Annotated in this window: 17 protein-coding genes; 10 read left to right on the forward strand and 7 right to left on the reverse strand. The window is 53.3% G+C overall.

What is annotated here, in order from left to right:
• Positions 1 to 4 precede the first annotated feature (4 nt).
• Positions 5 to 817: a bifunctional hydroxymethylpyrimidine kinase/phosphomethylpyrimidine kinase gene (thiD, locus tag AC1W8Y_RS08570; protein ID WP_482014062.1), complete on the reverse strand. Its 813-nt coding sequence runs from the start codon at positions 815 to 817 to the stop codon at positions 5 to 7.
• Between the two features lie 101 nt (positions 818 to 918).
• On the opposite strand from thiD, the gene AC1W8Y_RS08575 reads away from it, so the two are divergent.
• From AC1W8Y_RS08575 to AC1W8Y_RS08605, 7 genes are all read left to right on the forward strand, one after another.
• Positions 919 to 1,083, forward strand: coding sequence for a rubredoxin (locus tag AC1W8Y_RS08575; RefSeq protein ID WP_106228371.1), 165 nt, complete (start codon positions 919 to 921; stop codon positions 1,081 to 1,083).
• 18 nt (positions 1,084 to 1,101) lie between these two features.
• Complete coding sequence (locus AC1W8Y_RS08580) at positions 1,102 to 1,686, forward strand: YqgE/AlgH family protein (protein WP_482014063.1); 585 nt, start codon at positions 1,102 to 1,104, stop codon at positions 1,684 to 1,686.
• The gene (gene ruvX / locus AC1W8Y_RS08585) at positions 1,679 to 2,080 is read left to right on the forward strand and encodes a Holliday junction resolvase RuvX (protein ID WP_482014064.1); all 402 of its coding nucleotides are present in this window, start codon (positions 1,679 to 1,681) and stop codon (positions 2,078 to 2,080) included. Before AC1W8Y_RS08580 ends, ruvX begins: the two co-directional genes overlap by 8 nt.
• Positions 2,058 to 2,861, forward strand: a complete 804-nt coding sequence (locus AC1W8Y_RS08590) for a hypothetical protein (protein WP_482014065.1) — start codon at positions 2,058 to 2,060, stop codon at positions 2,859 to 2,861. The genes ruvX and AC1W8Y_RS08590 overlap by 23 nt, the downstream gene beginning before the upstream one ends.
• Complete coding sequence (locus AC1W8Y_RS08595) at positions 2,858 to 3,847, forward strand: amidohydrolase family protein (protein WP_482014066.1); 990 nt, start codon at positions 2,858 to 2,860, stop codon at positions 3,845 to 3,847. The genes AC1W8Y_RS08590 and AC1W8Y_RS08595 overlap by 4 nt, the downstream gene beginning before the upstream one ends.
• Positions 3,844 to 4,593: a lysophospholipid acyltransferase family protein gene (locus AC1W8Y_RS08600; RefSeq protein WP_482014067.1), complete on the forward strand. Its 750-nt coding sequence runs from the start codon at positions 3,844 to 3,846 to the stop codon at positions 4,591 to 4,593. The genes AC1W8Y_RS08595 and AC1W8Y_RS08600 overlap by 4 nt, the downstream gene beginning before the upstream one ends.
• Positions 4,594 to 4,782: 189 nt before the next feature.
• Positions 4,783 to 5,436, forward strand: a complete 654-nt coding sequence (locus AC1W8Y_RS08605) for a CDGSH iron-sulfur domain-containing protein (protein ID WP_482014068.1) — start codon at positions 4,783 to 4,785, stop codon at positions 5,434 to 5,436.
• Positions 5,437 to 5,439: 3 nt separating this feature from the next.
• Here the strand turns inward: AC1W8Y_RS08605 and AC1W8Y_RS08610 are convergent, their stop codons facing one another.
• From AC1W8Y_RS08610 to mpl, 6 genes are read right to left on the reverse strand one after another with little or no spacing between them, the layout of a single operon-like run.
• Positions 5,440 to 6,279, reverse strand: coding sequence for a symmetrical bis(5'-nucleosyl)-tetraphosphatase (locus AC1W8Y_RS08610; protein ID WP_482014069.1), 840 nt, complete (start codon positions 6,277 to 6,279; stop codon positions 5,440 to 5,442).
• Positions 6,276 to 7,454: an LPS export ABC transporter permease LptG gene (lptG, locus tag AC1W8Y_RS08615; protein WP_482014070.1), complete on the reverse strand. Its 1,179-nt coding sequence runs from the start codon at positions 7,452 to 7,454 to the stop codon at positions 6,276 to 6,278. Before lptG ends, AC1W8Y_RS08610 begins: the two co-directional genes overlap by 4 nt.
• Before the next feature lie 17 nt (positions 7,455 to 7,471).
• Entirely contained in the window at positions 7,472 to 8,314 is an 843-nt protein-coding gene (aroE, locus tag AC1W8Y_RS08620) for a shikimate dehydrogenase (protein WP_482014071.1), read from the reverse strand.
• Between the two features lie 4 nt (positions 8,315 to 8,318).
• Positions 8,319 to 9,206, reverse strand: a complete 888-nt coding sequence (locus AC1W8Y_RS08625; protein WP_482014072.1) for an energy transducer TonB family protein — start codon at positions 9,204 to 9,206, stop codon at positions 8,319 to 8,321.
• Positions 9,178 to 11,079, reverse strand: a complete 1,902-nt coding sequence (locus AC1W8Y_RS08630; protein WP_482014073.1) for a ribonuclease catalytic domain-containing protein — start codon at positions 11,077 to 11,079, stop codon at positions 9,178 to 9,180. The genes AC1W8Y_RS08625 and AC1W8Y_RS08630 overlap by 29 nt, the downstream gene beginning before the upstream one ends.
• Before the next feature lie 12 nt (positions 11,080 to 11,091).
• Complete coding sequence (mpl, locus tag AC1W8Y_RS08635; protein ID WP_482014074.1) at positions 11,092 to 12,462, reverse strand: UDP-N-acetylmuramate:L-alanyl-gamma-D-glutamyl-meso-diaminopimelate ligase; 1,371 nt, start codon at positions 12,460 to 12,462, stop codon at positions 11,092 to 11,094.
• Positions 12,463 to 12,527: 65 nt separating this feature from the next.
• Between mpl and AC1W8Y_RS08640 the strand changes: the two genes are divergently transcribed.
• From AC1W8Y_RS08640 to accB, 3 genes are all read left to right on the forward strand, one after another.
• Complete coding sequence (locus AC1W8Y_RS08640) at positions 12,528 to 13,097, forward strand: TlpA family protein disulfide reductase (RefSeq protein ID WP_482014075.1); 570 nt, start codon at positions 12,528 to 12,530, stop codon at positions 13,095 to 13,097.
• Between the two features lie 75 nt (positions 13,098 to 13,172).
• On the forward strand, positions 13,173 to 13,607 hold the full coding sequence (gene aroQ, locus AC1W8Y_RS08645) for a type II 3-dehydroquinate dehydratase (protein ID WP_482014076.1): 435 nt from the start codon (positions 13,173 to 13,175) through the stop codon (positions 13,605 to 13,607).
• A gap of 38 nt (positions 13,608 to 13,645) precedes the next feature.
• Complete coding sequence (gene accB, locus AC1W8Y_RS08650; protein WP_482014077.1) at positions 13,646 to 14,092, forward strand: acetyl-CoA carboxylase biotin carboxyl carrier protein; 447 nt, start codon at positions 13,646 to 13,648, stop codon at positions 14,090 to 14,092.

Raw genomic sequence — 14,092 nt, forward strand, 5'->3', positions numbered from 1 at the left:
CTGTTCACATCGACTGTGGGTTTCGGCGGGCAATGCGTTGCCCCATCCCGGGCTGGAATGACTGTTTGAGGGATGACTCGGCGTAAGTGCAGGCCTGACGTGCCGCCTCTTCAACGCTGTGGCCTGTTGCCAGCAGTGCGGCCAGGGCCGCCGCCACCAAGCCGCCAGAATCTCGAATCCGATCCGGCGGCGCGACCCAAGGCCAGGTGAGTGTGAGGTTGTCCGGGCCGACCAAGGTATTGACCAAATGGCCGGGGCGTTGTTGGCTGCCTGTGATCAACACCCAGTCCGCACCGATAGCCTGCAACGCCGCGGGGGCAAGATCTTGGCCAGCAGCCTCTAAGACTTCTTCAGTGATCCATTGATTAAGACGACGACCCTCAATGACCACGACGTGCGCCTGTGGAACGAGTAGCTCGATGGTGGCGCCAATGACATCTTCGACTTCTTCTTGATCTTCAATTTCTTCAGAGCTGATTTCTTGCGCCCCAAGGTGCAGAATCAGTGGCACCTGGCTGTAATCCGCTGCGATTTGCGCGACGGCGCTAACCGCTTCTATGGACGAAAGCGCACCGACCTTAATCGCTTGCACCGCCATATCCTCAAGGACACAACGGGCTTGATCGTCAATTTGATCGGGCGCGCAAGGCATCACCGACTCGCTCTCCGCAGTATCCTGGATGGTGATTGAGGTGAGCGCGGCTACCGCATGACTGCCCAACACGGCGCAGGTAATCGCGTCGGCGGGCAAGCCGTCCGAGCCAGTCGGGTCGAAAGGCCCAAAAACGAGGGTTAGGGGAAAAGAGTCAGGAGTCACGGTATAGTCTGATTTATGTAAGATTGTCCTCATTGTATGAGAACGCTTACCTAAATACGGGTCATCTGGTTTCTGGCCTTTGAAATGAAAATGAGAGAACTATGCGAACTTGGATGTGTTTGATTTGTGGTTGGATTTATGACGAGGAAGCGGGTTGCCCCGACGACGGGATTGCGCCCGGCACAAAATGGGAAGACGTTCCTCCGAATTGGGTATGTCCTGAGTGCGGCGCGCGCAAAGAGGACTTCGAATTGATGGAAATCTAACGACGAGGTTCGACAAAGATGAGTGAAGTCCTATCCCCAGAGGCGAATGCCTCCATCGACTTATCCAACCAGTTCCTGATGGCGATGCCAGGGATGGTCGGCGGGGAGCTTGCGGGCACGGTTATCTACATTTGTGAACATTCAGACAAAGGCGCGTTGGGATTGGTGATTAATCGTCCCACTGACCTTTCGTTAGCTGGGTTGTTAGAAAAAATCGATCTCGTGTTGCAAGTAGAACAAAAAGGCGTGACGCCGATTTTTTTTGGCGGTCCGGTGCACACGGATCGCGGATTTGTCCTGCACTCTCCGGTCCGAGATTACAGCTCAAGCATCAAACTTGGGTCGCTGGCGCTCACGACCTCCAGAGATGTCTTGCAGGAAGTCGCAGCGGGCACTGGCCCTGAAAAAATGCTTATCACGCTGGGCTATGCAGGGTGGGGCGCTGGACAGCTTGAAAACGAACTTGCCCAGAACGCTTGGTTGACCGTCGAAGCCGATATGGATGTGATTTTCGCAGTGGCTCCTGAAGAGCGTTACCCTGCTGCCATGAAATTGCTGGGGATCGATCCGTCGATGTTGACCGGTGTCGCTGGGCATGCCTGAAGAAACTTTGTTGGCTTTCGATTACGGGACAAAAAGACTTGGCGTGGCAATGGGCAACACGTTGTTGCGCCAAGCCCGCCCGCTTGAAATTATCAGTGCAGTGACGCGTGACGCAAGATTTGGCCGAATTGCGCAACTGCTTAAAGAATGGGAGCCAGATCGTTTGGTCGTTGGCTTAGCGCTCAACGTTGCCGGCGAAGATCAATACGCGACGCTGCAGTGTCGGCGATTTGCCAATCAACTGCATGGCCGTTTCAACCTGCCAGTCGTGCTGGTTGATGAACGAGGCAGCAGTGTGCAAGCTCAAGCGATCGTTGGAAACGCGCCGGATGATGCAGTGGCGGCCACCATTATTTTGCAACGGTATTTTGATGCGCAACCCGCAACTGAATAAGCAGGGTGGTCTTGCTCATCTGCTTTGCACAGAGGGTTTGTCGAAAGCCTTGCTCACTCAACTATTGGATCAAACGCAATCCAACCTCAACTGTGTAAAGGCAGATAGTCCTCCGTCGGCGCAGTATCACGGTGTCCGGTTGTTATCGGCTTTTTCAGATGCCGAGCTCAACGTCTGCTCAGCCATCTCAATGGCGGCGAAAAAGCTCGGGATTGAGGTGGTAGAGCCGTCAGTCAAGCTGCCAGAGGATGGTGCTGGCTGGTTGTCTTCACTGGCTGAATTGTCGGATAGTCGTTGCGACCTGTTGGCTGTTCTGCACCACGCAAGTGGGACACCCTATTTTCTGGCGGCGCAGCTTCCCTCTTCTATCCACGTGATGAATTGCGGCGATGGTTCGCATGCGGCACCCATTGAGGCACTGGTCGAACTTTTTCTGATCCGGGCACGTTGGCCCGATTTAACCGCCATCGTGGTTGAGTTTTCGGGCGATATTGGTTGCTCGGGTTTTGCCAGATCGACAATACACGCTCTGACGACCCTTGGGGTGCCGGAAGTCAGATGGTTGGGGGACGCGGCCGATTTAACGCAAGCGGTTGAGCAAATGGGTATCCGTTCAGTGAGCAAGTCGCATTTGGCTCAGTTGGCAGCCGATGTGGTGATTGATCTTGAACGTTTGCAGTCGACCCAAGAAAGTCAAATCAGCGCTGATGGCACCGACAGACAATCTGTCAGGGTCGCCGTCTGTATGGCGGTCATTAACCTTATTCTGGGTGCTGTATGAGTCTGGTTCTTCGACAAGGGCACCTCATTGACCCAGCCGTTGCCCAAGACAGCATTGTCGATATTTATATTGCCGCCGGTAGGGTGGTTGGTCTGGATCAGCCACCCAGTGGGTTTGTTGCGAACCGTGACATCGATGCAACGGGGCATTTGATAGTGCCCGCGCTTGTCGATCTCGCACCCCCCCATCTTGAAGAGCGAGCTGCGTGGGCTGGCGGGATCGCGCATGTGGACACCCCCGCTAATTTTGTAGCGTCGTCTGCACTCGGCTATCCCGCTGCGGTGGGGCCTTATGCTTTTCGTCTTGGATTGTCAGGCGCGCCACTAGCCGTAGAGACTCAGATCGTCGCTCGCACGATTGAGCAAAGTGCGGCCACCGGGCGAGCTGCCCACCTTGGTCGAGTCTCGAGTGCGGCAAGCTTATCCCTGATTCGAGCCGCGAAACAAGCCGGTTTGCTGATCACTTGTGATGTGTCAATCAATCACCTTCATCTGACAGAGATTGATATCGGTTTTTACGACACTCGATTTCGACTAGATCCGCCACTGAGAACGCAACGTGATCGCGATGCGATCAGAGAGGGGTTGCAAAATGGCACCGTTGACGCCATCTGCTCGGACCATGGTTATGTGACTGCTGAAGATAAGACCAAGCCGTTTGCGTTGGCTCGGGCTGGCGCGACTGGGGCCGAATTGCTGTTTTCAGCCGTGTTGAAATGGGCAGAGCAGGATAACGTGGATCTGTTGACTGCCGTATCCCTGATCACGACACGACCCTCTCAGATCGCTTTGGGCTATTCTGCTAGTTTAACGATAGGGTCGGTTGCTGACCTTTGTATGTTGGATCACGGCACAATGTGGATAGTGAACGAAGATAAGCTGGTCAGTGCAAGCAAGTATTCACCCTTCTCGCGGATGATGATGCCTGGCCGTGTGGCGCTGACGGTGCGGGCAGGCCACGTTGTCTGGGAGCGGCCACGGACATGATTCACACGCTTCGTTTCGCTGTCAGGGCGGTGGCCTGTTTCATCTGGGTGTTTTTAGGATTGTTGACGATTGCCTTAGTCTATTGGATCTTTGGTCTACGCTTTCGGCTCTGGTCAAAAAAATACTGGTCTCGTATTTTGTTATGGCTTTGTGGCATTAAGGTCGAGATCAGTGGGCAAGCCGTCGCCACAGGGCCTTTGCTAATTGTTGCTAATCACGTGTCCTGGTTAGATATTTTTGTCTTGAATTATGTTCGTTCGACGGCTTTCATTGCTAAAAGCGAGATTAGACGGTGGGCAATCGTTGGTTGGCTGGCGGCAGGCGCCGATACCATTTTCATTGAGCGAGGTTCACGTCATGCGCTTGCTGCCGTCGCAAAATCGGTGGCTGAACATCTAGATCGGGATCAAGCCGTCGGTCTGTTTCCTGAGGGCACCACTTCTGAGGGTTTCGGCGTTTTGCCCTTTTATGCCAATTTGTTCGAGCCTGCACGTAAAGCCCAAGTGGCTGTGCAGCCGGTGGCCGTCAAGTACTTCCATCGGCAGCAGCGAAGCGCGTATCCTGCCTATATCGGTGAAGAAAGTCTGGTGATGAATATGTGGCGAGTATTTGGCACCACAGGGATTAAGGTCGAGGTCGCGTTTTTACCAGCAATTCAGACTAATCGAGAGAACCCCGTCTCGCGTGCAGAATTATCCAAACAAGCTCGAACCGCCATCCAGCTGGCCTTAGGTGTGACAGACTGACTTGATTTTTTTTACAGCGTGCTGAGTGCCGGCTCAATCGAGGCGAGCCACAAGCATGCGTGTGTGGGTCTCTGTCAAGTTGATCAATCTGTTTTTCATCTGTAGCATTTACCACCTATGATTTAGTTAGGACTAACGCTTTCAGGCTGGGCGAGCCACCTGAAAGGCAATCACCCTCCAGGAGTAAGTATGTCGATAGAAACGGTTGTTGGCAAAGAAGCAACGATTCACTTTGATGCAAGTAAATGCATCCATTCGCGTGGCTGTGTGTTGTCGCACCCCGATGTCTTTGTGCCGAATGTGAAAGGTGAGTGGATATATCCCGATGCGCAGCCAACCGAAACGTTGATGCACATTGCCAAAGCCTGTCCTTCTGGGGCGATTCGTGTGGTTCGTAACGCAACCGTTGACCCTACGATTCAACACTCAGACGCTGCCCCCTTGGTCAATACCGTGCGCGTCAGAGAAAACGGCCCATTGGCGGTTGAGGCGCAGTTGCAGATCAATGGTCAACAGCAAGCGTCGCCCCGCGCGACGCTTTGTCGTTGTGGTGCGTCGAAAAACAAGCCTTTTTGTGACAGCAGCCACGTTGCCGCCGGGTTTATGGCTAGCGGCGAACCCGCAACACTGCCGTTTGAAGCTTTAGAGATTCGCCACGGGCAACTTGACGTGCAGCCTATCCCGAACGGGCCGTTAAAAGTCGTCGGTTCGCTAGAAGTAGTCAGTGGTACGGGTCGCACCACTAACAAAGTCAGCCAGGCGTTTTTGTGTCGTTGTGGCCAATCCAAAAACAAGCCTTACTGTGACGGTAGCCACAAGGCCGCGGGTTTTGAAGCGCCTTAAATCTTAGTTGCCGGCGGCGCCGACTTCACCTTTGCAGCCAACTTGCAATAGTTTGCGATCTTGCAGTCGGACGGCGCTTAACTGGCCACCCCAGATGCACCCGCTGTCCAGGCAAATTGCATCCGAACGTAGCATCAAGCCAAGGGTTGACCAGTGACCGAATACCACCGTGACCTCACGGGCCGCCCGGTTGGGGACATCGAACCAGGGCAATAGCCCCGCGTTGCGCGGGTGTAGAGGGGCGGATTTGTTAGGCAGCATCATCCGGCCCTTCGCTGTGCACATTCTCAAGCGCGTCAACGCGTTGACGATGACTCTAAACCGCTTGCCTCCACGATGTCCGTCGCTCCAGTGGGCGGGCTCATCACCGTACATTTTGCCGAGCATTTTTTGCCAGTTGTTGCCACGCAGTACCGTTTCAACCTCGCGAGCAAGAGACAGTGTTTTATTGACATCCCATTTGGCAAGGATGCCTGCATGGACCATTAAATGACCCAGTTCATAGTGGGCTAAAGGACGCCATCTGAGCCATTCGATGATCTCTTTGGCATCAGCTGCGTCAAGTACTTCTTGCAAGGTGTCGCCTTTGCTCAAGCGGCCAACACCTGCGGCAATCGATAACAAGTGAAGATCGTGATTGCCCAAAATGGCCACGCTGCGATCTTCCATAGACATGAGCCGTCGCAGCGTCGTCAACGACTGAGGGCCGCGGTTGACCAAATCGCCAGCAAACCAGAATCGCGCGTCTGATTCATTCGCGATTTCTGGTTGGCTCAATAGGTCATCGAGCTCAGTACAGCAACCCTGCACATCACCGATCATCCAAATGCTGGGGATGCTCATATCGCGGATTTCTTCCAGAACGCAAACGGCGTTTTCATGGCGGCAAGTGCTTGGCGGTACTCCATCGATAGAATCGTCGCCAGCGCCAGCACCATGGCCCCCGAGTTGGGCAACAATGCAGTCACAATCGGTGGCCACTTGTAAAGTAATCCAACATTCAGAGCCAGCTGATTGATCATAAAAAAGCCGGTACCACAGAGAATACCGAGAAATACTTTTGCACCAATTCCGCCTCGGCGAGTTTGCATAAAGCTAATGGGGGCTGCGATCGTCATCATGACAAGCAAGGTGAACGGATAAGACAGTTTGCGCCAGATCGCCACGACCTGACGATCAGACTGCAGTTGATTTTTATTCAAATACACGATGTAGTCGCTGAGTGCCAGCACGGACATCCTCTCGGGCGTGAGGATACGGGCGACCAGACGCTCAGCGGTCAAGCTGGTTTCAATACTACGCGTGTTGCTGTGTTCTAGATTCATCAGAGGCGTTGCGTGCACGATGGCATCTGCCAGGAAGTCGTGGGCATTAGGTGCGACTTTGTGCTCGGTCACATCGCCCATGATCAACTTACCGTTGCCGAATTGGCCTGTTTTTGCCTGAGACATGACGGTTAGCTTCTGCTCGGCGTCGAATTCATACATTTTGAGATCGACCACGTTGCCTGACGCGAGCATGCGTCCCACGTTAATCACTCGGGTACCCCCGTCTTTGGCCGGCTCTCTGAACCAATAACCGCTATTCAACATGCCACCCTCGACTCGACCACGCAATAGCATGTTGGCTTCACTGCTTTTGATTTCAGCGACTGGGGTGATGAATTCTGACAGAATCAAGGCACCGACCATGATAGGGATCGATACGAGCCAAAGCATGCCAACAAAGGACAGTGCACTGATCCCAGAGACACGCAAGATGACCAGCTCATTGCGCTGTGCCAAACCCGCGAGCGCCAGAATGGTGCCTATCAAAAGCCCGATCGGCAGCAAGTCATACAGTCGCGTCGGCATAGCTAATGCCTGCAAATAAAACAGGGACGTCACAGGCAGATTGACCCCCACTGTATCGAGCTCGTCGACGAGAGTAAAAAAAGTAAACAAACCAAGCAAAGCCAGCACGACCACAAAGGCTGATCGATAAATTTCGCGGGCAAGATATTGACGAACGGTGCGCATGGTTTAAATGAAATGGATCAAGGGGTGAGCTCAGCTCTAACCTGATTAATAACGACTGACACGTCAGGCTTTACACCATGCCAGATGCTGAAACTTTCGGCGGCTTGCCCAACCAGCATGCCTAGCCCGTCGGAGGTGAACTTGGCACCGTCGGAGGCGGCCTGATCCATAAAAGGGGTAGGTTTGCAATCATACATCATGTCGTATGCCAGACTTTCCGATGCATATAAGTGTTTTGGCAAGTCGGGTACCTGGTCGCTGAGGCTACTGGCGCTTGCATTGATCACGATGTCCCAGCCTCCCGGTCTTGCTGCCTGTGGCAATCCCCCAGCAGAGAGCATTTTGGCGTGAGCAGGCCAAGCATGAATTAACTCGGTCGCCCGTGACGCCGTCCGATTGACGACACGCAAATGTGCACAACCGGCGTCAAGTAGAGGGCCAATGATCCCTCGGGCAGCCCCACCGGCACCAACAATCAGCACCTGAGCATCTCTGAGGGTCGCGGATTGTCTGCGTAAATCGTCCACAAGGCCGACCCCATCGGTGTTGCAACCTTGTAATACACCATTTACGCGCCAAAGCGTGTTGACTGCCATGGCTTGCCGGGCACGCTGGCTGAGGTTTGCGCAGGCAAGATCCCAAGCTTCGAGCTTGAAGGGGACCGTCACGTTGAGGCCCAGTCCTCCTTGGGCGAAAAATGTCTCTACCGTTTGCGCAAACTGGTCAATCGGTGATTCGATGCGTTGGTACTGCAGGTCGATGCCAAGTTGTTCACCGAAAAGGCTGTGGATACGAGGCGATCTGCTGTGTTTGACCGGATTCCCGATCACTGCAAAGGTGGGGGTGGGCATTGATGACATTAGATTACTGCTCAGTTTTAAGACTGCCGGTGTTGAGAAAATGCCACGTTCTGGTAATGACAATTTGATCGATATCTTTACGCATTTCTGGGGTAAAGGCAGCGAAAGGGCCTGCGAGTGACACGATTCTTTTCACGGATTGGTTCAGCACCGCCTGATTCGAAGGCTTGTCGATCGTAATATCGATGACTTGGCCATTGGCGTTAATGGTGATGCTTGCTTGAAGAGATCCATAAACGCGTTGATTCGCGTTGCCAGGGTAAAACTGCGTGCCTGTTTTTTCGATACTACTGCGCCATTGGTCAACATAGGTTGCAAACTTGTGTGCCCGCGTGGATGGGGCATCAAAATGCTTGCGTGGTCGCGCGTTATATTCTTTCACCTGTTCGGACAGCACAGCAAGCTTTGCGTTAAGGAGCAGCTGTGCTTGATCAGTCTGATCTTCTCCGCTGTTGTTGAAGTTTTTGACAAAACTTTCTGCCGACTTCGATTGCGCTGCGCGAGTGGTTGACTCAAGCAATGTCAAGAGCTCTTTTTGTTCAGCTTCTAATTGAAGGCGACGCTTTGTCATGGCATCAATCACGATGTTTTGTGCTTCTGTACCCAGCTTATCTTGCGTGCTGGATGCATAACCGCCTGCTGCGATACCGCCGCCATCCAAATCTACTTGAGCGAACGCCGTGGGGGCGACAGGATTGCTTTCAGTCGTCGCATTGACCAGCACCATTTCAAGTAAGGGGGGGCTCGCCTCGGGTCGCTTCAGGAAATCGCGTTGCCAAGCCAGCACCGACACGTGCAGCGCGATGGACAGCAAAATACCCCAGCGCAAGAATCGCTGTTGCGGGCGGCCTAACCATAAACGCTTAGTTCTGATCTGAAGGTTCGCTAGCATGGCTGACGTATTTACAATCCAGTTCAAGACTCAGTTCATCCGTGCCTAACACGTCGATCTGCACGAGCGTGCCTCGCTCTAAGGCGGGCATTCCCGAGATACGGGTCACCAACGGGGTTGAAGCGATTCGAATCAAATCATCTCGCAATACAGTGGCTTCAGTGTGCTTGATGCCATGTTGTTTGATCCATCGCAAACACCAATAACGCTCCATATTAGTCTGGTGTTCGTTCCAGATGGCATACTGTGCATCGAATGCGCCAATAATCGCGAACAAGTCGGCGTCACGGGGTTTGAAGGGGGCGACCAAAGGCGCGGAAACCCCATGCTCAATCGCGCTAATCAATTGCCATTGATTGACCAAATCGACGTAACGCCTGAGCGGTGAGGTGCACCAAGCGTATTGGGCGACACCGATGGCTTCATGCGGCAGCGCTTGGGTGCTCATTCTCACGCGGCCTGTTTGCTGTGAACGATAGATACCGGGTACGCCACACCTGTCCAGCAAACCACCCCAGGTGCTGTTGGCCAAAATCATGTATTCAGCAACGAGGCGATCGAGAGGCGCATTGCGCGCGCGCGGTTCGAGTCTGATGACCGTGTCAGGATTGTCTGCAGGGCCATCCAGATAAAAATTATATTCAATGCGGTTATTGTTTTCGGGTTTGCCCCGCACTTGATCGCGCTTGGCCGACAGCGCCACTGCCACCGTCCAGAGTGGTCTGATCCAATTGTCGTAGGGCAACTCGATACTGACATCCGCGAGCGAAGCTTCAGTTATCTGGGTATCCAGTTCATTGTGGCGTAAGTTTTTGCTGACAGTCACGTACTCGATTCTGCTTTCATGCTCAAGAATGTCGCCGTTTTGCGGGTCAACGGTCACGTAAAGTGAAAGTGCGGGTATCGGTATGCCCTCGTTTAAAGAAAACATCTCGATCACCGCCTCAGGTTGCATGGGGATTTTGGCCCCTGGCATATAGACAGTTGACATGCGCTGACGGGCGAGCTGATCCAGCTTGCTGCCTTTCTCGACAGACAGGCCCGGCGCGGCAATGTGAATCCCTACTTGAATATGGCCACTCTCAAGCTGTTTGACAGACAACGCATCGTCAATCTCGGTTGTCGTGATGTCGTCGACTGAGTAGGCAACCGCATCCGAATGAGGCAAGGTCTTGCCAAGTGATGGCACCTCAACGGGCGAGAATTGCAACCCTTGTGCGAAGTTTAAGGCTTCGAATTTCGCTTGGTGCAATGCCAAGGCATGTGGCCACGCCCCGAGGTTTAACAGTAGCCTTTCTGGTGTTTGCTGTAATTGTTTGCAAGCAGCATCGAATGCTTTCCAGACCAGTGAGTTTTTATCCGGCTTAGTCACTAGCGTGAGGGCTGCTTCACCAATCGGGGCGGGGAGTTCACCCGAAACCAGTTGCTCAACCCATGCTTGCAATTGCTCTGCTTGCCTTTGCTTCTTCTCTTGGGCGGCAAGCGCAGCGGTCAAAATATCTGGTGGAGCAGGCCGGTAACGGCCTTTGCCTTTTCGATGAAAATAGATCGGTGCTTCGTGCAGGCGCAGCAGCAGCCCGGTTTTTTCGACAGTGCTCGGTGCGTGCCCGAAATAATCGACCCCGAGCGCCTCGACGTCGAACTCTTCTTGGGGTGCACAGTCCCACAAGAACTGAATATCGATATCTTGAGCTAATTCGCTGGCGAGTGGCATCAGCGCATCAGGCGCAGGCGCAGTGAAATTAAAGATACAACTATTGCGTTTGATCTTGCTGCGCTTGCCGGTACTGGATTCGACTTGCAGGGTCGCGTCTGATTCGGACATGATGTGTCCCGTTTTGAACGCGCCGTCTTCTTCAAATAATACGTACATGCAAATCCCGTCTTAGTCTTGCTTTGTCGCTAAAGTTTCTAGTAGTCGGCGATGGACATCGGCGAAACCGCCATTGCTCATGATCAAGATCTGATCACCTTGCCCAGCAATCTCAGCAATCGCGTGGATCAGTGTCTCGATGTCGCTGTGAACGTGCAAGCGGTCACCTAACGACTCAAGGATGACATGCGGATCCCAGCCAAGCGCGTGTTTGCCGGTTTGCTGAGCAAAGCAAAAGACCACATCCGCCTCAGCGAGGGCAGCCGGCAGTCGCGCTGCGGTCGTGCCAAGCTTCATCGTGTTAGAGCGTGGCTCAAGCACGGCAATGATCCGAGCACAGCCAACCTGTTCACGCAGACCGTTGATGGTGGTTTGTATGGCCGTGGGATGGTGTGCAAAATCGTCGTACACAATAATCCCTTGGACTTCACCGCGAATCTCCATTCGGCGTTTGACGCCTTGAAATTTTGACAAAGCCGCGATACCCGTCTCAAGGTCGATGCCGATGTGACGAGCTGCTGCCAAGGCGGCAAGCGCGTTGGCACGATTGTGATCACCGGTCAGATCCCATTTGATCGAACCGATCAAGCGGTCACCAAAGAAAACGCTCAATTCATTCGCCCCAACTGCTTGTCCGCGTAGCCCGTCGGCAGCCCCAGTGCGCACAACTTTTGACCAGCAGCCACGGGCCAGTACCCTTTCTAAGGCCTCATCCCCCGAGGGGACGATGATGCGCCCCTGCTCAGGAATGATTCTGACCAAGTGACGAAATTGCGCTTCGATTGCAGCCAGATCGTCGAAAATGTCAGCATGGTCGAATTCGAGGTTGTTCAGAATCGCAGTACGAGGCCGGTAGTGGACGAACTTAGACCGTTTGTCAAAAAACGCCGTGTCATATTCGTCAGCTTCGATCACAAAATAGGGGGACGATGGATCGTAATGCGCAGATACCCCTAAATCATGGGCGACCCCACCAATTAAAAAGTTGGGTGATTTATCCGCATATCGCAGAATCCAGGCCAGCATCGCGCTGGTCGTTGTTTTGCCATGAGTCCCGGCAACGGCAAGCACATGCTGCGACCTTAATATATTTTCGCCCAACCATTGCGGGCCAGAGGTGTAGGGCAATCCTTCGTTCAGAATGGCTTCCATCAGCGGATTTCCCCGGCTGACCACGTTGCCAACGACATATAAATCCGGTTTGAGTGCGAGTTGATCGGCACTGTAGCCCTCTATCAACTCAATCCCCTGCTGGGATAGCTGCGTGCTCATGGGCGGATACACGCCTGTGTCGCAACCGGTCACCCGATGACCGGCGGCTCGTGCAATGACGGCCAACCCACCCATGAATGTGCCGCAAATTCCTAAAATGTGCAGATGCATAACGACTCCTCTGCCGGCATTGTAGAGTGAGTTGTTGTCACCAACATCCTAGTATGATGTGCGCCATGAAGAAGCAGACAATCATTTTGGCTTTCGCCGGTTTGGCCGTGGCATTTGCGGTGGGCGGGTACGCTTGGCGGGCGTCTTCACGCGCCGCACCGCAAGCGAATCAGGCGTTGTCCAAGCCTGTTGGATCAGCTGCCGTGAGGACAGAGGCTGTTAAGATGTTTTTTGCCAGTACTTGGCCAGACTTGCAGGGTCATGACATGAAAATGCAGGGGTATGTGGGCAAACCCCTTGTGGTCAATTTCTGGGCAACCTGGTGCGTGCCCTGCGTCGAAGAGATGCCTGCACTCGACATGATGGCCCGGCGCATGCCTGACGTGCAATTTGTGGGTGTTGGGGTTGATACCTACAAGAACATCACCGATTTTGTGACTAAAATACCCGTAAGTTATCCACTTTTAGTGGCTGGGCACCGTGCGATTGCGACGATTCAACAACTGGGCAACGCGGCCGGTGGTCTACCGTTTACTGTCTTGTTTGATGCCAAGGGTAACTTGGTAGAAACGATCCTCGGGCAAGTAAAAATCGATGATCTCAATAATAGAATCAGTGCGTTATCCAAGAATTAAAAGACGTAATTAGACAAATCGCCGGATTTAGCGTAAAAAGGCGACTATTTTGTTCAATGTGCAGGTGGTTATAAGATGGCTCAGCGGATTCTCGTTTTACACGGCCCTAATCTGAATCTGCTTGGCTCTCGCGAGCCAGATATCTACGGTCACATGACGCTCTCGGATCTTAACGATCGCCTGTTTGCCCTGGCAGCCGAAGCGGGTGCCGAAGTCGAGGCGTTTCAAAGCAATCACGAGGGCTCGCTCGTTGATCGAATTCAGGCCGCACGCTTAGATGGGACAACATTCATCATTATTAACGCAGGTGCTTATACGCATACGAGTATCGCGATTCGTGATGCGCTGGCCGGTGTGTCCATCCCGTTCATCGAAGTACATTTGTCTAACGTTTATAAGCGTGAGTCGTTTCGGCATCACTCTTACTTATCCGAGCTAGCAATGGGGGTCGTTGCCGGTTTGGGGCCTCAGGGCTACGAAGCGGCGCTGAAGGTCGCGATCAGTCATTAACTTACTCTTATTCCTCAAATATATTTACGGAATCAATTATGGATCTTAGAAAATTAAAAACCCTCATCGATCTGGTTGCCGAATCAGGGATCGCTGAACTTGAAATCACCGAGGGTGAGGGGAAAGTCAGAATTGTGAAGTTTTCGCAGGCAAATCAGCCTGTTGCCTATCATCCAGCACCGGTCGCTGCGGCACCTGTTGCGCCCGCCCCTGCTGCACAAGCGAATGCCTCAGCAGTCGTTGAGGCAGCAGGTCATCAGGTGAAGGCGCCGATGGTCGGTACGTTCTATCGGGCGTCCAGCCCGGCGGCCGCCCCTTTTGTTGAGGTCGGTCAGACGGTCAAAGAAGGTGAGCCCCTATGCATTATCGAAGCCATGAAACTGCTTAACGAAATTGAAGCGGACAAATCGGGCGTCATCAAAGAGATCTTGGTGCAAAACGGTGAACCTGTCGAATACGGCCAGCCTTTGTTTGTGATTGCATAA

The sequence above is a fragment of the Jezberella sp. genome, assembly GCF_964834465.1.